Origin of the sequence: Nevskia soli DSM 19509 (assembly GCF_000711955.1) — a bacterium.
Classification (GTDB): Bacteria; Pseudomonadota; Gammaproteobacteria; order Nevskiales; family Nevskiaceae; genus Nevskia; species Nevskia soli.
This window is the reverse complement of record NZ_JONR01000008.1, coordinates 173,109-192,017: the sequence shown is the minus strand read 5'-3', so window position 1 is coordinate 192,017 and position 18,909 is coordinate 173,109. Positions and strand designations below refer to the sequence as shown.

Sequence of the window (18,909 nt, the reverse complement as noted above, 5' to 3'; positions counted from 1 at the left end):
ATGGCCTGGAAGAGAAGGGGGATTCTTCCGGTACTGCGCCACCGGCTTCGCGGAAGCCGCCGCGTCGACTGCCACGCGGCATATGGATCCTGGGATTCGTCAGCTTGCTGATGGACGTCTCCTCGGAGTCGATCCACAGCCTGCTGCCGGTGTTCCTGACCACGGTGCTGAATGCCAGCGCTTTGACCGTAGGCCTGATCGAGGGCGCGTCGGAAGCCATCGCGCTGATCGTCAAGGTATTCTCCGGTGTGTTGAGCGACTACCTGGGCCGGCGCAAAACCCTGGCCGTGCTGGGCTACGGCCTCGGCGCGCTGTCCAAGCCGCTGTTTGCCCTGGCCACTGGTCCCGGCGTGGTACTGGCGGCGCGGCTCATCGATCGTACCGGGAAGGGCATTCGCGAGGCGCCACGCGATGCGCTGGTGGCGGAACTTGCGCCGGCCGACCTACGCGGCGCCGCATTCGGCCTGCGCCAGGCACTGGATACAGTCGGCGCCTTCCTCGGACCCTTGCTGGCGATGGCGCTGATGCTGCTGTGGCCCAACAACTTTCGCACCGTGTTCTGGATAGCGCTGATTCCGGCGTTCCTGTGCGTAGCGTTGCTGCATTTCGGCGTGAGCGAGGCGGACAACCGGCCGAATGAGGCGCGCGCAAATCCGATTTCGCGCGCCAACCTGACCCGCCTGCCGCGTGCCTATTGGTGGGTGGTGGCAATCGGTGCGATGTTCACGCTGGCACGCTTCAGCGAAGCCTTCCTGATCTTGCGCGCGCGCGAGGGCGGACTCCCGGTGGCGATGGCGCCTCTGGTGCTGATCGGCATGAACCTGGTCTATTCCGCCAGCGCCTTTCCCTTCGGCAAGCTTTCCGACCGCCTGGACCACGGCAAGCTCCTGGGGTGGGCACTGGCGGCCTTGATCGCCGCGGATCTGGCGCTGGCTTACAGCAGCCAATGGCTGTGGGTGTGGCTCGGCGTTTCCCTGTGGGGCCTGCACATGGGCATGAGCCAGGGACTGATGGCGGCGATGGTTGCCGACACGGCGCCGCCCGATCTGCGCGGAACGGCATTCGGCATGTTCAACCTGCTCAGCGGAATCGCCACGCTGATCGCAAGCGCGCTGGCGGGCCTGCTGTGGGATCGTCACGGCGCCGCGCTGACGTTCATCGTCGGGGCGGGATTCAGCGCGGCAGCGCTTTCGGCAATCGTGTGGCGCAAGCCCGACCGTTCATGACCGTCCTCATTTCATGCATGTGCAGCCGGCACACCTGCGAGCAGTTTCAGCGCTGCTGACGGATAACGGCATCCAGTGCAGCATGAGCCGATCTGGAGACGTCTGGGACAATGCGGCGATGGAGAGCTTCTTCTCGTCGCTCAAGACCGAAAGAACCTCGCACAAGCACTATCGCTGGCGAGACGAAGCCCGGACGGATGTCTTCGACTACGTCGAGCGGTTCTGTAATCCGCTGCGTCGTCACTCGACTCCGGGCTATATCAGTCCGGCGGCCTATGAGAAACTGCAAAAAGCTTAACCCGGTGCCTGGAAAACCGAGCGACTCTCGGTTGACGCAGCGGTGAGTGGACCGGGAGCGCGCGGCCGATGTGTCCGACGTCACAGCATGCATCTGGTTCACGCTTGTCGGGCGGGCTGAAAAGTCCGATATTACCCGCGAGGAATCGTGAGTCAGCCGCCTGGAATGGCTGCGGAAGCTTTCCTGCACACTTGCGGCGCGCACTTCGCGGATTGTGCTCGCCAGTATCCAACGAACGGATTCGGGGCTTCAATCATGCCGCTTTACTTCATGGGCTTTCTAGCGACGCTGGCCGCCTCACTGCTGCTTTACTTGGCTGCCGTTGCAACTGTCGCCATCCGGCGGCGTCCGCTCCCGACCCTGATGAGAGAGGGCGTGGCAAACCATTTGCAGGCCGCCGGCGTGGCTTTGCTGTGGTTTGAGGTTGGCGTTGCCTGGCTGCTGTTCTTCAACGTGTACCGCATTCACGTCGATATGAATGCGCTCGGCAACGAGGCGTTGCAGGCATTCAGCCGCGGCTATACCAGCCGCTTGCCGATCGTCGTGCTGCCATACGGCCTCACCTGTCTGGTGTGGGCACTGGCCTTGTGGAGTGCGCCTGGACGCCTCTCGCGCCGGGTGGTTTGGGCGATCGCGACACTATGCATCGTCTCGATCCTCACCACCCCCTTCGCCGCCGGAGCGCAGGGTGACATGCAGGAACATGGGTTCACCGACGAGGCCTATCGACAGCTTCAAACCGCGCATCTCGCGCGCACGCTGGCTCTCACCCTTGCAGCCACGTGGGCCATCGTACAGGGATGGCGCCTGCCGAAAGTCTAGTGCTGCAAACCTCGGCCGGGCCGGAACGGCGCATACAGGCGACGCTTGGCCATACCCGGACCGCGGCGCGCACGCTGTGATCTGGCGCGAGGGTTGCTTGGTATGTACCAGCGCAGGTGGTTGGGTGACTACGGCCGAACCGCTCTATGCCCGGCATTCACACAAGCAGCTCCTGGTACTCCCGGCGCCAGTACGCGGCCATCAGAACACCGCCGAACAGGCCACCGAGGTGTGCAAAGTGCGCTATTCCGGGCTGGAGTCCGCCAACCCCTGAGATCAGCTCGAACAAGCCATACAGCAGCACGAATACCCAGGCCTTCATGGGAATGGGCGGAAACAACAGCACGATGATCCGGTTGGGAAAAAGAATGGCAAAAGCGGCCAGTACGCCGAACAGGGCGCCGGATGCGCCCAAGGTTGGGACCTTGTCGGTCAGCAAGCTGGCGACCACGAGCTGGGTTACGCCGGCTGTTGCCAGGCCGGCGCCGTAGAGCTCCGCGAACCGGAGGGAGCCTACTGCACGCTCCACTGGGCGGCCAAACATCCACAGGCCGAACATATTGGTGGCCAGATGCAGCGGATTTGCGTGCAGAAACGCACTGGTCAACAGTTGCCATGGCCGGAAATGCGGACCGACGGGCCAAAGCAGCAAGGCGGCAAGCTGGGTGTCGCCGAGCTGTGTTTCCAGGGCAAACGCCGCGAGATTCACAATCAGCAGAGTGTAGGTAAGCCGTGTCATGACTGGATTGGACACATCGCTCACGCCGCGTTGGCCCGGGCGGCCTCAAGGAAATTAGCTCACAGTTTAGGCCCCCGGGCTTTCGCGGCGTTGATCCAGGTCAAGCGATCACAGCGAAAATGTGTTGAAGAGCGTGCCTGGCCGGGACGTGCCGCGCCTCGTCGTAGGCGCCGGCGGGCCGTCAGTCCACCGGCTGCTCCGCCGCCGGGTCCCCAGTCGGGGGCTGGCTGGGCCGCCAGCCCCCGACTGAAAGCCGTGGCGAACGACGGCTTCCATGCCGCGAGATTCGCGCATCGAGTGTCCGCACCCTCAATACTCGTCGAAGTACCGCTGCAACTCCTCGAAGTTCGTCGTCTTGGTCAGTCCCAGCTGCAGCAGCAGGCGCGCCTTTTCCGGTTGCAGATCGTCACCGGAAAGTATGTTCGCCTCGCGGCGCCGCGGCGTGAATTGCACGCGGCCGCTGCGGGTGCGCGTGGTCATCACGAACATCACGCCCTTGGCCTGGGCCCGCTTGATCGCCTCGGTCTGCGAGGTGGTGGCGCTGCCGGCACCGGTACCGTCGATAACGATGCCCTTCACCCCATGCTCCACCATGGCGTCGATCAGATAGCCCGGCGTCTCCTCATAACCGTAGGCCACTTCCACCGCCGGCACCGACTTGTAATCGACCCCGGCGAACTCGGACAGATAAGTGTGCTTGCGCACCGGCTCACGGTAGAACACCACGCGGTCCGGATCGGCGAAGCCCAGCGCCCCGGCATTCGGCCCGCGGAAAGTCTGCACGCGGTAAGCGCTGGTCTTCATCACATCGCGCGCCGCGTTGATGTTCTGGTTCATGCAATGCAGCACGCCCTTGTCCCAGGCATCCTTCGACGCCGCCACGCGCACCGCGTTGTACAGGTTGAGCGGGCCGTCACCCGACAGGCCGCTCCACGGACGCTGCGAACCGACGAACACGATCGGCTTGTGCGTCTTCACCACCAGGTCCATGTAATACGCCACCTCGGTCATGGTGTTGGTGCCGTGCGTCACCACCACGCCGTCCACGCTCGGGTCCTGCGCCAGCTCGTTGAGCCGCTTCGCCACCATCTCCAGGTCCGCGAACGTCTCCGGGCCGGTGGGACGGTCCTCCGGCGGACGGAAGTCCTCGGTGGTGACGCGGGCCACATTGGCCAGCTCCGGCAGATCGTGGATCCAGTCTTCCGGGTTCACACGCGGCACACCCTTGCCGCCGTAGTTGGTGATGTTGAGGCGGGTGCTGGCGCGGCTGGCGATGGTGCCGCCCATCGACATCAGCACCACGTGCGGCAACGCCGCCGCATTCTTCGGCGCCGGTTCCATCGGGATCGACTGGGGGATCTCCGGCGGCACCACCGCCGCCATCGGGGCCGGGTCGGCAGCCAACGCCGGGACGGCGGCAGCCGCGGCCAGGACGCCGCCGAGCAGCAGGCGGAGGGAGCGCACAAACGTCACATCGAAGGTCTGCATGGCTGTCTGTTTCAGTATTCGTTGAACATCCGCTGAATCTCCTTGGGATCGGAGGTCTTGGTCAGCGCCAGGCGCAGCAGGATGCGCGACTTCTGCGCATTGAGGTTGTCGGCGGTGACCAGCCCCTTGCCCGCGGCCTTCTCGCTCAGCATCACGCGGCCGCTGCCCTTGCGGTCGCTCTGCACGAACACCACGCCTTTGGCCTGCCCGTCCTTGGTCGCATCGGGGAAGGTGTCTGCACTGTCATCGAGCACGATGCCCTTGGAGCCGGCGGCGACCAGCGCGTCGATCGGCGCGCGGTCCGCATCCTGGTAGGCGTAGACGATATCCACCTTGGGCAGCGTGGTGAGCTTGCTCACATCGAACTCGCTCTTCGCCGTGTGCCGCTTCAGCGACTTGCGGTAGAACACCACGCGGTCCGAGTCGGCATAGCCCAGCGGCCCCAGATCGCGGCTGACGAAGGTGTCGACGCGATAGGTATTGTTCTTGGTCACGTCGCGCGCCGCGTCGATCTCGTCATTGAGCAGCACCATCACGCCCTGCCCGCGCGCCTTGGGGTCGGCGGCCACGCGCACCGCGTTGTACAGGTTCATCGGCCCGTCGCGGCTGATCGCACTCCACGGGTGCATCGAGCCCACCACCACCACCGGCTTGTCGGACTTCACCACCAGATTCAGGTAATAGGCGGTCTCCTCCAGCATCGCGGTACCGTGCGTCACCACCGCGCCGGCGGCTTCCGGCCGCGCCAGCCATTCATTGATCGCCTTGGCCAGTTGCAGCTGTTGCTCCGTGTTGTGCAGATGCGGCGTGCCGACGTTGGAAATCTCCAGGTAGCTCATCCGGGCGATCGCCTTCAGCTCCGGCAACTCGTCGAGCAGCTCCTGCGGCTCCACCTTGCGGCCGTCGGTGTACTCCATCATCTTGTCGCGGTTGCTGGCGCGGCTCTGGATGGTGCCGCCGGTGGTGAACAGCTTCACCTGCGGCAGATCCGCCGCGGCGGCATTGAGGCTGAAGGCCAGCGCGCACAGCGCGGCCGGCAGGGTGAGCAGCAATCGGAATCGCGCCATGTCGTTCTATCGTTCCTTGGGCGGGGGTTCGGTCGGGGACGAAAGCCCCTTCTGTAGCCAGACGCCTGCGAAGCCCGAACCCCTACCTTTTTTCTTTGCGGAACAAGGCCGCGGCGGCTCACCTTGGGGACATGCCGCCGGCAAGAGGGCCTGTTTATTGCATAACCACGTGGCTGCGAAGCAGCCACGGATGCGGCCGCAGCCCCTGGCCGGAGCGCCGCTTCAATCCCTGCGGCTCATCCGGAGGCGTCTTGATCACTGCGTCAGACCTGTTTGAAACACCGCTGCGAAATACCACATTGGCATGCAAGCCTCTGCACGACCACGACAGCCGACAATAGCCTCATGCCCTTTGCAGGATCGAACGTCCCCCGCGTCGCCGGCCGCAAGCGGGAGGCCCGGCTTGGCTGAATCCGTGTTTGCGCAGGGCGCGCTACGCATCGCATCCGCGTGCCGCACCGGACGCATCGCCCAGATGCTGTTCGCGCTCTGCGCGGCGCTCGCTTGCCTGGCCGATGCCAAGGCCAACGTCGCCGCCGAAGAACCCCCACAGGCCGTTGCCTTCGACATCCCCGCCGGCCACCTGGCCGAAGCGCTGGAACGCTTCGGCGAACAAAGCGGCCTGCAGATCGTCTACGACACCGGCACGGTGGAGAACAGGAACAGCCCGCGCGTCGCCGGACCGATGCCGGCAGCGGACGCCATGGGCCGGCTCATCGCCAACTCCGGCCTGTCCTGGCGCTACGTCAACCACCGCACCATCGCCCTGTACGATCCCGCCAGGGCCCGCGAGCCTGCCGATGCGACACCCGCGCCGGGCGCCCCGGCAAAAAAAACCACGCCCGCGCGCAGCAGCGCCGCACGACTCAGTGAAATCGAAGTGATCGGACACGCGGCGCGCACCCCGGCGACCCAATCCAGCGACTTCGCCCTGGGCTTCGACAAGCCCCTGATCGAAACGCCGCGCACCATTTCGACCGTGAGCCGCGAGCAGCTCGACAACCAGGGCGTGACCACCGTCGAGGACATCCTGCGCGTCGTGCCCGGCACCTTCACCACCACGCGCTACGACCTGCAAGGCGGCGTCAACGTGCGCAGCTTCGCCTCCGACGCCTTCTACCGCGGCATGAAGCGGCTGACGCTGCAAGGGCACGCGCGCACCGATCTCAATGCGGTGGACTCCCTGGAAATCGTCGAGGGCCCGCCCTCGCCGATCTACGGCATGGGCGCCATGGGCGGCTACACCAACATGATGCCCAAGTCGGCCCGCGACCAGGCCGGCGCCTACCTGTCCGGACTGAAGGGCTTCGTCCAGGCCACCGCCGGCTCCTACGGCAAGACCGAGGCCCAGGCCGGCGTCGGCGCGCCCTATGAAGTGGCCGGCAGGACCGGCGGCTTCTACCTGTTCGGGCTGTTCGAGGACTCCGACGACTTCGTCGAGCAGGTCAAGGTCCGCCAGAAGATCCTGCAAGCCAGCACCACGCTCAACGATTTCGCCGGCCCCTTCCGCCTCGAAACCGGCGCGCAGTATTCCAACTCCATCACCTCCGGCTCCTACATGAACCGGGTGACCCAGGACCTGATCAGTACCGGCCGCTACGTGACCGGCATGCCGCTGGTGAATCTCGACGCCGACGGCGACGGCCGCATCGGCTACCTCGACACGCAGCGCAACTCTCCCGTATCCGGCGCCCTCGGCACCGGCAACCAGCCCCTGCTGCAATACTTCACCTGGCCCACCGATCCGGTCACCGGCAAACCCTATCCGGCCGGAAAATTCCCCACCATCGCCGGCATCCCGCAGACGATGTTGACCTATCTCAACGCCCATCCCGAAGCCGACCCCACCGGCCTGCTGCGCGCGCAGGGCGCGGGCGGCCCGCTGCCGATCTCGGGGCAGCTGCCGGCAGGCTTCGTGCTCGATCCGCGCAGCGTCGGCTACACCCGCATCGACTGGCACCGCAACGGCGCCTTCGAACGGCAGCAGGACGCCGGCCTGTGGCTGTACTACTTCGACCTGATCGACGACAAGGACCCGGACTTCACCCTGAAGAACCAGCTCTTCCTCGACAACCTGTCGCAGACCAAGGACTCCAACCTGCCCTACGGCGAATTCCTCGACACCCACGCACTGGAAGACAAGTTCACCATCGACCGCAGGATTCCCGCCGACCTGCTGCCGGGCTGGCTCGCCGTCAACTCGGTGGCTTCGGTGAACTACCGCCTGACCCGCGCCCGCCTCATCAACTCCGGCGACGACTTCGACTACCGCCAGGACGTGATGGGCGCCAACTCCGGACAGCTGGTACCGAATACCACCTTCTGGAACTGGGTCGAGAATCCCACCGTCGCCACCGGCGCGCCGCCCACCGTGTCGCGCTACAGTTCCTACGACGAGTTCGGCGTCGGCGCCATGCTCGACATCGACCTGCTGCGCAACACCAACCTGCTCGCCGGCGGCCGCTGGGACGGCTCCAACGCCAGCAGCACCGATTACGAACGCTTCAATGCCGTCACCGGCACCTCCGCCGCGCCCGGCGGCACCTCGCCGCAAAAGCACGCCGGCGGCTGGAGCTCGGGCCGTTCCTGGAGCCTGAGCCTGTCGCAGCGCCTGCCCTGGGGCCTGCACCCTTACGTCACGCTGGCGCACTCGGCCGATGTGCTCGACGACACCAACAACATGATGAACCCCGCCATCGTCACCGCGCCCGGCGGCTACATCGGCAACTCCAAACTCAAGGAAGCCGGCATCAAGGCGGGACTGCTCGGCGGCAAGCTGTTCATGAGCCTGTCGGCGTACCAGCAGGACCGCGCCGACCTGCAAGGCCCGATCAACCCCACCGGCCTGGTCTACCGTACCCAGACCAGGGCCAAGGGCCTGGAAGGCCAGTTCCACTGGAACCCGACGCGGGCCGCCGAGATCTACGGCTACGCCCTGTTCCAGAGTTCGAAATATGTCTACAACAGCCAGGAGATGGTCGAACTCAACGCCCGCCAGCTCGGCTTCAAGGACGTGGTCGACCCGGCGACCGGCAAGGTCATCTATCCCGCCGAGGCCTTCCTCTACGGCGGGCGCACCTGGCTCAGCATTCCCTCGTCGCTGCTCCAGCAATACGAAAAGCGCACCGGCGATCCGGAAAAACAGTTCGGCCTCAACGGCAGCTATGCCCTCGGCGACGGCTTCACCGTGCGCCTCGGCGGCGTCTACCTGTCTTCCGCCTACCTCGACCGCACCCAGACCATCGTCCTGCCCCATTCCCTGGTGATCAACACCGGCGTGAGCTGGGACAAGCAACGCTGGCACCTCCGGCTCAACGGCTACAACATCAACAACAAGCTGTACTTCCGCGCCCGCAACAACGACTCCACCGACAACACCGCCACCGTCATGCCGGGCCAGACCTACCAGTTCACCGCCAAGCTCGATTTCTGAAGCCAGCCACGGCTGCCATCGGCCGGCACCCCCGTCCGCATGCCCCACCCGCCCACGTAGGGTGGCGGCGCCCGCGCGCGTCTTGAAGGGGAGACGCAGGTGATCGCGGGCGCCGGCCCGTCGACCCTCCCATCGAACGGCCGCGCCGACGGCAAAGCGAGACACGTTGAACGCATACCCCAGGGACAGGATGGCTTCGGCCTGCACGCGGCTCGCCGCCGGACTCACCAGCGCCCTGCTGCTGGGCCTCGCCGCATCCGCGCCGGCCAGCGCCGCCGGCAAGGCGCACCGCTTCCACATCGAGGAAGCGAGCATCGAGGACGTGCAGCACGCCATCCAGTCCGGTGAGACCACCTGCGAAGGCGTAGTGCAGGCCTATATCGACCGCGCCAAGGCCTACAACGGCATGTGCACCAGCCTGGTGACGCAGGATGGCGCACCGGTCTCGCCCGGCCCGGGCGCGGTGCGCGCGGGCGCCCCGCTGAAATTTCCCACGGACACCGTCGCCGCCTCCACCCTGCTGCCGGACCTCGACCAGTACAAGGGCCTGCCGCTGGAATACGGCCACATGGGCAACAGCCAGTCCGATCCCGCCGTGCAGTTGCAATACGGCATGCTGGTCGGCCATCCGCACGCCGGGCAGGTCAACGCCCTCAGCACCCTCAACATCCGCGGCGAACGCTCCGAATCCTGCCCGATGGATTGCGACGCCGCCCCGGGCACCGACGCCCTGCCGGCCCACTGCCCGGCCGAGTGCGAAGCCCTGCGCCAGCAGCCCGACGCCCTCGAAACCGCGGCGGCGATGGACAAGAAATACGGCCGCCATCCGGACCTGAAGAAGCTGCCGATGTACTGCGCCGCCATGTCCTTCAAGGACGTCTACGACACCAGGGACATGCGCTCCACCGGCGGCGGCGACGTCAAGTACGCCATGGACGTGCCCAAGGAAGACTCCACCATCGTCGCCGAACTGCGCGCCAAGGGCGCCATCATCTACGCCAAGGCCAACCTCGACGAATACAACGCCGGCAGCGGCGATCCGGGCGGCGCTGCCAAGGTCTTGCTGCACGCCTACGGCGCCGGCGCGCGCAGCACCTGGGGCGGCATGGTCTGCAACCCCTACGACACCGCGCGCGAAACCGGCGGCTCCAGCGCCGGCTCCGCCGCCGGCGTCGGCGCCAACCTCGCCGAATGCTCCATCTGCGAAGAGACCGGCGGCTCCTGCCGCCAGCCCGCCTGGCGCAACGGCGTGGTCGGCCTCGTCACCACCAAGGGCCTGCTGCCCTACGGCGGCGCCATCGGCGCCGATCCCTACCTCGACCGCGCCGGCATCCAGTGCCGCACCGTGCGCGACACCGCCATCGTGCTCGACGCCGTGCGCGATCCGCAGCGCGGCTACTTCGATCCGCGCGACATCTACAGCGCCCTGCCCAACGGCCTGATCTCGAAAGAGCCCTACGCCAAATTCACCGAGGCCAACCTCAAGGCCGGCAAGAAGCCGCTGGCCGGCATGCGCATCGGCATCGTGCGCGAATACATGGTCAAGCACAGCGCCAACGACAAGGCCATCAGCGACCAGATCGACGCCGAGATCAAGAAGGTGCTGCGCGACCAGCTCGGCGCCGAACTGGTCGAGTCCCACGACCCGCTGTACCCGGACGATCCCACCGTCCCCAACATGAGCTACACCTTCCAGCAGGCCATGGCCGAGATCCTGCCCCTGCACATGCCGGAGTACGTGCAGAAGAAGAACGCCGACGGCGCCCTCAGCTTCGCCGTGCAGGGCTATGACGTGGCCAACCGCGACTACGCGGTGAAAGTCGCCGAAGGCCAGGCCCCGCTGTCCGACAAGCTCAACCTGCGCACCATCACCAGCTCGCCGCCCACCTTCAGCTTCGCCTTCGACTTCGCCGACTACCTCGTCCGCCGCGGCGACGCGCGGGTGAACGACTGGGCCAGCCTCAACGCCAACGCCACCTACTTCTCCGAACGGCGCACCGTCGCCATGAAGAACTGGGAAGACCGCACCGACCTCGCCTCCGCCGGCATCAACCAGCGCGTCAAGATGCGCGACGCCATGCGCATGGTGATCCTCAAGGTCATGCGCGAGAACAAGCTCGACGTGCTGGTGAACCCCACCACCACCATCCCGCCGGCCCTGATCGGCCACGCCGCGCAGCCCGTGGTCAACAATCGCCCGGTCGGCCGCTTCCCCACCAGCGCCGACCTCGGCATCCCCGAACTCACCGTCCCCGCCGGCTTCAACTCCGTCATCTATGAGCCCAGCTTCACCCTCAACAAGTCCAAGGATGCCTACGTCGAACTCGCCAACGAAACCCAGCCCTCCACCATGGCCGAACCCATGCCCGTCGGCCTCTCCTTCTGGGGCGGCCCCGGCGACGAACCCATATTGTTCAAGGTGGCTTCCGCCTACGAAGCCGCCACCCACCACCGCAAACCGCCACCCGACTTCGGCCCGGTGAACAAATAGTCCCAAGACGCAAATCGCAAGACGGAATAAACGCAGCGCATTGCGCCGGATGAGCACTCATCCGGCGCAATAAAACGTTCCACCCTGCCCCCACTCTCACTCCGATCGCCCGGCCTCGTCCATCTGCACCGTCAACTCGCCGAGCGCCTGCCTGACCGACTCGACGTAAGCACCGAAATCCTCTCCGGGATTGACCGGCGCACCCTCCCGGATCACCGCATCCGAAAGAACGATCCCCGGCGCTGTCGGCGCCATGCGCATCTTCAAGGCACCCGCCACCTGCCGCAACTGCTCGGCGCATTTGCCGCCGCCGTGCCCGCCGTAGCTGACGATTGCGGCGGGCTTGCCGCGCCACTCCCGGTGCAGGTGATCCAGCGCATTCTTCAGCGGCGCCGGATAACCCCAGTTGTATTGCGGCGTCACGAAGACAACGGCCGCCGCGCCCGCCACCTTCTCGCTCCACGCCCGCGTATGCGGTTGGGCGTATACGCCCTTGGCGGGAATCCCCGGCTCATCGTGCATCGGCAGCGGCCAGTCCATCAGGTCCACCACTTCATAGGCATGGCCAGTACAGGACCGTCCGATGTCCGCGACCCACGCGGCTATCTTCGGGCAGATCCGGCCGGCCCGGGTACTGCCCATGATCAGAAGCACCGTCGGCTTGCGTTCCATGACACCCTCATTTACATGTAAGATACATGCAATATACGCAGGCCATCCGGACAAGTAAAGCATGCACAATACACGCAATATCGACACCCTGGCGTTTGCCCTGATCGACCTCGTCAGCTGCATGAACAGCCCGCGCCAGGATGACGTCCTGCTGCGCGAGGCTGGTGTCGCCCTCGACCGCGCCCTGTTCCCGCTCCTGGTCCGCGTCGGCGCCGCCGCTTCGATTGGCGTCGCCGAACTGGCCGAGCAGGTGGGCCGCGATCCATCCACCGTCAGCCGCCAGATAGCGAAGCTCGAAGAACTCGGCCTGGTCGCCCGCCAGCCGGGCCGGGAGGACATGCGGATCAGGGAAGCAACGATCACCAAAGCCGGCGCCCGCACCATCCACGCCATCACCACCGCCCGCAGGCTGCTCCTGGATCAACTGCTCAACGGTTGGACCAATGAGGAGCGCGAGCAACTTCCCAGACTGCTGCGCAAGTTCGCGGACGCGATGAAGGACCGGCAAAAGATCGAGTTCGCGAAAGAAGACTCCGACGCGATTTCCACCGCAACCGCTTCAGCGAACAGCGGCCTGCGTGGCCGCCGGAAAACCAGGACCGCGCCGTTCCCCGGCAGAGCCCGTAGCCCAAGGGCGCAATAAGCCTGTCCCGAGTGCGTTGCGAAGCAACGTGTATCGAGGGGCGAAGCGCATTGCGCCGGATGAACGCTCAACCCATTGACGCGATCTATTAGCACTGCACGCACACCAAACTGGCTCAACACAAGAAGCCTCCTCCGGATTTTGGTTAAAGTGGCCAAAGAGGCAACCAAACACAGCATCTGATCTTCGGAGCGCCCCGTTAACCTGCCCCTCCCGAAGCACCCGACCGGCGCACTGGTCACCACCGTCCTGGCATCGAGCCTCGCCTTCATCGACAGCTCGGTCGTCAACGTCGGCCTGCGCGCCATCGGCGACAGCCTGCACAGCGACGCATCCGGCCTGGACTGGACCATCAATGCCTACCTGCTACCCCTCAGCGCCCTGCTCCTGACCGGCGGCGCCCTCGGCGACCAGCTCGGCCGCCGCTTCATGCTCGTCACCGGCATCTCGATTTTCGCCGTGGCCTCGCTGATCTGCGCCATGGCGCCGAACCTGGCATGGCTGCTCGTGGGCAGGGGCGGACAAGGTCTCGGCGCCGCCATCCTGATGCCCAACAGCCTGGCCGTCCTCAGCGACACCTTCCAGGGCGAAGCGCGCGGCAAAGCCGTAGGGTTCTGGGCGTCCGCGGGCGCCGGCGCTTCGGCAATCGGCCCCCTGCTCGGCGGCTTCCTCATCGACCACTTCGGCTGGCGCTCCATCTTCATCATCAACCTGCCGCTGGCCGCCGCGGCCATCATCGGCGCCCTGATCTTCGTCCCCGCCAACCGGCACAAGGGCGCTGTGACGCTTGATGCCGGCGGCGCCCTCATCGTCACACTCGGCCTGTTCTGCCTGACCTGGGGCATCATCCTCGCCAGTGTCCCCGGCAACCGGGGCTTCACCTCCGCCATCACCATCGGCCTCGGCCTGGCGGCCATGGCCGGCTTCCTGTTGCTGGAACGCAGGCTGGGCAACCGCGCCATGATGCCGCTGGCCCTGTTCTCGTCCTATGAATTCGCCGGGCTGACCGCGCTCACCTTCCTGCTCTACGCGGCGATGGGCAGCCTGTTCATGATCATCCCCTTCATCCTCATCGGGCTGGGTGGATACGATGCCACCGCCGCCGGCGCCGCCTTGCTGCCCCTTCCCGTCATCCTCGGCATCGCCTCGCCGACATTCGGCCGCCTTGCGGGAAGAATCGGCGCGCGCCCCCTGCTCATCGGAGGACCGCTCGTGGCGGCGGCGGGAACGCTGCTGCTGCTGCGGATCGGCCCGCAACCCGGATACCTCGCCACCGTCGCTCCCGGCCTCATCGTCATCGCCATCGGCATGTCCTGCGCCGTGGCGCCGTTGACCACGGCGGTGCTCTCATCCGTCGATCAGACGCATACCGGAGTCGCTTCCGGCCTCAACAGCGCCGTGGCCAGAACCGGCAGCCTGCTCGCCATCGCCATGCTGTCCGGCGTACTCGCCGCGCAAGGCGCCGAACTCCTGTCGGCCTTCCACGCCGCACTCATCAGCATCGCCGCGGCCTGCGCCCTCTCCGGCTGCTGCGCCCTGATCCTGCGCAAAGGCGGGGCCTGAGAAGCACACCGGCCTTCCCCGCATGCCCTCCCGTTAAAGCCCCCCTCCAGCCGCTGACCACCGTTCGACCTACCTTTCATCAGAATCACGCGCGTTCGCTGTCGAAAAAAGCGCCCCGCCATGGCCTTTCGAGTGGCCAAGGCTCCATATTCTCCAAAATGTCCCGGAACAACCGCGCGCGCCAGCGCGTCTCTGGCGGGTTCCAATGACGACCATCCTGGATCGAACAGGATGGTGCACAGGAAGAGAGGAAGGTGAGGCGAAATCCGGTGTTTGTACAGTCGCTGGCAGCGATGCTGATCGGCCTGGGCATGCTGGTGATGCTTGGCTGGATCGGTCATATCGCGCCGCTGACGACAGTCCTTCCTGGCTTGGCGGCCATGGTGTTCAACACCGCACTGAGCTTCAGCCTGCTCGGCTGCGCGCTCTTTCTCCACGCATCGGCAGCGGCGAAACAGCGGCCCGAACGCGCTTCCCTCTATTGCGCCGGGCCGGTTCTGCTGCTGGCGCTGGCCAACCTGGCGCAGATCGTGAGCGGCAACAAACTCGGCATCAACTTTCCCGCCTTTCACGCCTGGAATGCCACCGGCAACGCTTCGCCCGGGCAGATGTCGCCCGCCACCACGATAGCCCTCATCCTTGCCAGCACCTCGGTGCTCATGCTGCGCCTGGGCCGGCGCCGCCCTTACTTCGCCATCGCGCGAACCCTGATCGCCGTAGTGTTCGCCATCGGTCTGACCACCGTATTCGGCTACGCCATGAAGCTGGAGCCGCTGTACAGCTGGTATCCGATGGCGCAAATGGCCCTGCACACCGCGATCGGCACGATCATCCTGGCGAGCGCATTGTGGCTGGCATGGTCCGAGCCGTTGGTGAGCCGCACCGAAGCGCGGCACATCGTCATCGTGGGGACCACCGCGCTGGTCATCGTGGCGCTGCTTTCGGCGGCCACCGGCCTCTGGGTCCTGCGCAAGGAAGGCAGCGAAGCCCTGCAACGCAACCTGCAGGCGGCGCAAACGGCCAGAGCCGACCTGTTGACGCTGGCCCTGGAGCAGCGCAGCGTACGCGCCGCCGTGATCGGCACCCAGACCTCGCTGCCACAACGCATGCGCGCACTGGCCGCAAACCCGGCCGACAAGCAGAGTCGTCTGGCGCTGCAGAGCGAACTCGACAATATCGCGCAATTCGGATTCGACAGCATCGAACTGCGCTCGGTCGATGGCGCCCGGATTGCATCGGTAGGCGCGCCGGTTCCCGCGAACCAGATCGAATTGCCGGCAAAGGTCTCCGCCAAGGGCAAAGCCAGCCTGGCCTGGGACAACGGCCTGGCCTTGCGCAACCGCATGCAACTGCGCGACGCGCGGGGCGTGGTCGGCGAGATCGTGGCCGAGCAGCGCCTTCCCATGCTGCAGAAAATGCTCCAGCCCACCGCCGAACCGGGACGCAGCGGCATCCTCGCCGTGTGCGGAATCGCCAGCGGCGGAGCAGCCTGTATAGCCATCGACGGCAATACGCAGCCCTACTGGCTGAAGGACCGCAGCGCTGCCGAAATCCATGTCATCCAGGCCGCGATGAGTGGAACGACAGGCACCGATCGCATCCCCGGCGATCAGGGGCGCCCGGACATGCTTGCCTATGGCCCGGTCGGCGGCACCGGCCTGATCTCCCTGGTACGCCTGGATGCCGGTGACCTTTACGGACCGGTCCGTCGTGGTTTGCTATGGGGTTTTTCCGTCGTCGGACTGCTGGTGATCGCCACCGTGGCCTGGCTGCGCGGACGCGTGCGCGCCATGGCGCAACGCCTGGTCGCCACCGAAGGCCGCTACAAGACCGTGGTCGAATCCCTGCATGAAGGCCTGGTGCTGCAGGACTCCCAATCGCGGATCCTGGCATCGAATCCGGCGGCGGCACGGATTCTGGGGCTGGCCCCGGACGAACTCAACGGTCGCAGCTTGCTGGATCCGCATTGGCAGGCCACCCACGAAGACGGCAGCGCCTGGACCGCCGAAGACCACCCCGCGATGCGCACCTTGCGCACCGGCGTGGCGGAGAACGGCGTGATCATGGGCCTGCGCGGAACCGATGGGCGTTTGCGCTGGATCAGCGTCAACACGGCCCCGATCCCGAGCGGAAAAGCCGGCAAAGAGCGCGCCGTGATCACCTCCTTTACCGACATCACCGAGAAGCGCGCCGCGGAGCAGCATGCGCGCCAGCTCGACCAGCGCTTCCGCATGATCGTGGAAAACGTCGCCGACTACGCCATCTTCATGCTGGGCGTGGACGGCAACATCGTCTCCTGGAACCGCGGCGCCATGCTGATCAAGGGCTACCAGGCCGAGGAAATCATCGGGCGCCACTTCTCCGTGTTCTACCCGGAAGAAGACCAGCGCGCCGGCAAGACGGCACGCGAGCTCGAAATCGCCGGCAGCACCGGCCGGTTCGAGGAAGAAGGCTGGCGCCTGCGCAAGGGCGGCGAGCGCTTCTGGGCACACGTGGTGATCAACGCGGTGCGCGACGAACAGGGCAGGCTGATCGGCTTTGCCAAGATTTCACGGGACCTGAGCGAACGCCGCCGTGCGGAGCAGCAGCTCGCACGCGCCAATATCCTGCGCGAAGCGATCCTCGAAGCGTCGCCGTTCTCCATCATCTCCACCGACTCGGCCGGGCTGATCACGGCAGTCAATCCCGCCGCCGAACGCATGCTCTGGTACAAGGCCGTGGAACTGGTCGGCAAGGCGACTCCCGCCCTGATTCATGACAAGGAAGAAATCGCGGCCCGCGCCGCCGAACTGTCCAGCGAATTGGGCAAGACCATCGAAACGGGCTTCGAGATCTTCGCCCACAAGGCGCGCTTCGGCGTCACCGAGGAGCACGAGTGGACCTACGTGCGCAAGGACGGCTCGCGCTTCCCCGTGAACCTGGCCGTCACCGCCTTGCGCGACGAACACGGAGTCATCACCGGCTTCGTCGGCATTGCCTATGACATCACCGAACGCAAGCGGCGCGAAGAGTACGCGCAGCATGTTGCCCATCACGATTTCCTCACCGGACTGCCGAACCGGATGCTGCTGCAGGACCGCATGCAGAGCGCGATACAGCGCGCCAGGCGCGAACGCAGCAAAGTCGCCGCCCTGATGATCGACCTCGACCACTTCAAGCGCGTCAACGACTCGCTGGGCCACCACGTCGGCGACCAGATCCTGAAGGCCATAGCGGAGCGCATCCTGGCCTGCGTGCGCGGCACCGACACCGTGGCGCGAATGGGCGGGGACGAGTTCGCGGTGCTGCTGGGAGGCGTCAGGGACGATGCGGACATCGAGCGGGTCGCAAAGAACCTGGTCGAGCGCATTTCCGCGCCGATCCGGGTGGGCGAGCATGAATTGTTCGTCACGCCCAGCATCGGCATCAGCCGCTACCCGGAGGACGGCGAGGACCTGCAACTCCTGCTGATGAACGCGGACAGCGCCATGTACCGGGCCAAGGCCGAAGGCCGGCATGCCTACCGGCTGTTCAGCCGCGACATGGAAGTCGCCGCCAGACACAAGATGAACCTCGAGGGGGAAATGCGTGCCGGCCTCAAGACCGGGCAATTCAAGCTGCACTACCAGCCCCAGGTCAGCCTGATCAACGGCGAGGTCATCGGCATGGAGGCCCTGCTGCGCTGGAACAACCCGCAGCGCGGCATGGTGCCGCCGGCCGATTTCATCCCCGTGGCCGAGGAAAGCGGGCTGATCGTGGAAATCGGGGACTGGGTGCTGGAGACAGCCTGCCGCGAGGCGAAGGAACTGCAGCGGCGCACCGGGAAACCCCTGAAGCTGGCGGTGAACCTCTCCCCGCGGCAGTTCCGGCAGAGAAACCTGCTCGATGCGGTGCAGTCGACGCTGCAACGCAGCGGCCTTGCTCCCGAACACCTGGAACTGGAAATCACCGAAGGGATCCTGATGGACCACACCACCGAGACGGTGGAACGCCTGACCCAGTTGCGCGCCATGGGCCTGTCGATCGCCGTGGACGACTTCGGCGTCGGCTTCTCCAGCCTGTCCTACATCACCAAGTTCCCCATCAGCACGCTCAAGATCGACCGCGTATTCATCAGCAAACTGCCGGACAGCGCGAGCGACGGCGCCGTGACGCAGGCGATCATCGCCTTGGCGCACAGCCTGCACATCAACGTAGTGGCCGAAGGCGTGGAAACGACCGAACAGCTCGACTACCTGCGCAACGGCGACTGCGACACCGCGCAGGGCTACCACCTCGGCAAGCCGGTGTCCCAGGAGCAGTTCAGCGTACAGGGCTACCACTTCAGCAAGGCCGTCTCGATGGAAGCCTTCAAGAAGGAATTCGACCAACTGCAGCGCCGGGGACGCAGCGGCCTCATCGCCTGAGCATCGGCGGCATTGAATGGGGATGCAACCGCGCGTATCGTAACCACGGCGGGCACGCTGCGCCTCACCTGCTTGTGACGCC

11 protein-coding genes and 1 pseudogene are annotated in these 18,909 nt (G+C 65.8%); 8 read left to right on the top strand and 4 right to left on the bottom strand.

Annotation, left to right across the window (positions count from 1 at the left end; translation table 11 throughout):
- The first annotated feature begins 5 nt into the window (after positions 1-5).
- The 3 genes and pseudogenes from BP26_RS0105300 to BP26_RS0105290 all read left to right on the top strand — a co-directional run bounded on the left by BP26_RS0105300 (position 6) and on the right by BP26_RS0105290 (position 2,346).
- A complete protein-coding gene (locus tag BP26_RS0105300; RefSeq protein WP_051748376.1) occupies positions 6-1,226 on the top strand; it encodes an MFS transporter in 1,221 nt (406 codons plus the stop codon).
- A 23-nt stretch (positions 1,227-1,249) separates the two neighbouring features.
- A pseudogene (locus tag BP26_RS0105295) lies at positions 1,250-1,524 on the top strand (IS3 family transposase); the annotation flags it as partial.
- A gap of 255 nt (positions 1,525-1,779) precedes the next feature.
- Complete coding sequence (locus BP26_RS0105290; RefSeq protein WP_157572375.1) at positions 1,780-2,346, top strand: hypothetical protein; 567 nt, start codon at positions 1,780-1,782, stop codon at positions 2,344-2,346.
- Positions 2,347-2,503: 157 nt separating this feature from the next.
- Here BP26_RS0105290 and BP26_RS0105285 read toward each other — a convergent pair whose 3' ends face one another.
- The 3 genes from BP26_RS0105285 to BP26_RS0105275 form a co-directional block, all read right to left on the bottom strand.
- Positions 2,504-3,109, bottom strand: a complete 606-nt coding sequence (locus tag BP26_RS0105285) for a rhomboid family intramembrane serine protease (RefSeq protein ID WP_245611712.1) — start codon at positions 3,107-3,109, stop codon at positions 2,504-2,506.
- Between the two features lie 285 nt (positions 3,110-3,394).
- Positions 3,395-4,573, bottom strand: coding sequence for an asparaginase (locus BP26_RS0105280; RefSeq protein WP_051748361.1), 1,179 nt, complete (start codon positions 4,571-4,573; stop codon positions 3,395-3,397).
- A gap of 11 nt (positions 4,574-4,584) precedes the next feature.
- Positions 4,585-5,640, bottom strand: coding sequence for a type II asparaginase (locus BP26_RS0105275; protein WP_029919531.1), 1,056 nt, complete (start codon positions 5,638-5,640; stop codon positions 4,585-4,587).
- Between the two features lie 403 nt (positions 5,641-6,043).
- On the opposite strand from BP26_RS0105275, the gene BP26_RS0105270 reads away from it, so the two are divergent.
- Together BP26_RS0105270 and BP26_RS0105265 are read left to right on the top strand one after the other, a co-directional pair.
- Positions 6,044-9,073 (top strand): TonB-dependent siderophore receptor, encoded by a 3,030-nt coding sequence (locus BP26_RS0105270; protein ID WP_169740649.1) that lies wholly within the window; start codon positions 6,044-6,046, stop codon positions 9,071-9,073.
- Positions 9,074-9,263: 190 nt separating this feature from the next.
- The gene (locus tag BP26_RS0105265) at positions 9,264-11,564 is read left to right on the top strand and encodes an amidase family protein (protein ID WP_029919529.1); all 2,301 of its coding nucleotides are present in this window, start codon (positions 9,264-9,266) and stop codon (positions 11,562-11,564) included.
- A gap of 96 nt (positions 11,565-11,660) precedes the next feature.
- Here the strand turns inward: BP26_RS0105265 and BP26_RS0105260 are convergent, their stop codons facing one another.
- Entirely contained in the window at positions 11,661-12,236 is a 576-nt protein-coding gene (locus tag BP26_RS0105260; RefSeq protein WP_051748358.1) for an NADPH-dependent FMN reductase, read from the bottom strand.
- A gap of 61 nt (positions 12,237-12,297) precedes the next feature.
- On the opposite strand from BP26_RS0105260, the gene BP26_RS0105255 reads away from it, so the two are divergent.
- The 3 genes from BP26_RS0105255 to BP26_RS27350 all read left to right on the top strand — a co-directional run bounded on the left by BP26_RS0105255 (position 12,298) and on the right by BP26_RS27350 (position 18,827).
- A complete protein-coding gene (locus BP26_RS0105255; RefSeq protein WP_084182819.1) occupies positions 12,298-12,879 on the top strand; it encodes a MarR family winged helix-turn-helix transcriptional regulator in 582 nt (193 codons plus the stop codon).
- Between the two features lie 204 nt (positions 12,880-13,083).
- Positions 13,084-14,442 carry an MFS transporter gene (locus BP26_RS0105250; RefSeq protein ID WP_157572374.1) on the top strand — a complete coding sequence of 453 codons (1,359 nt, stop codon included), beginning with the start codon at positions 13,084-13,086 and terminating at the stop codon, positions 14,440-14,442.
- Positions 14,443-14,696: 254 nt separating this feature from the next.
- Positions 14,697-18,827, top strand: coding sequence for an EAL domain-containing protein (locus BP26_RS27350; protein ID WP_157572373.1), 4,131 nt, complete (start codon positions 14,697-14,699; stop codon positions 18,825-18,827).
- The last annotated feature ends 82 nt before the right edge of the window (positions 18,828-18,909 follow it).

Coding starts and splice junctions, on each gene's coding strand:
- BP26_RS0105280 (WP_051748361.1), bottom strand. CDS start 4,573: ATGCAGACCTTCGATGTGACGTTTGTGCGCTCCCTCCGCCTGCTGCTC.
- BP26_RS0105290 (WP_157572375.1), top strand. CDS start 1,780: ATGCCGCTTTACTTCATGGGCTTTCTAGCGACGCTGGCCGCCTCACTG.
- BP26_RS0105255 (WP_084182819.1), top strand. CDS start 12,298: ATGCACAATACACGCAATATCGACACCCTGGCGTTTGCCCTGATCGAC.
- BP26_RS0105260 (WP_051748358.1), bottom strand. CDS start 12,236: ATGGAACGCAAGCCGACGGTGCTTCTGATCATGGGCAGTACCCGGGCC.
- BP26_RS0105275 (WP_029919531.1), bottom strand. CDS start 5,640: ATGGCGCGATTCCGATTGCTGCTCACCCTGCCGGCCGCGCTGTGCGCG.
- BP26_RS0105265 (WP_029919529.1), top strand. CDS start 9,264: ATGGCTTCGGCCTGCACGCGGCTCGCCGCCGGACTCACCAGCGCCCTG.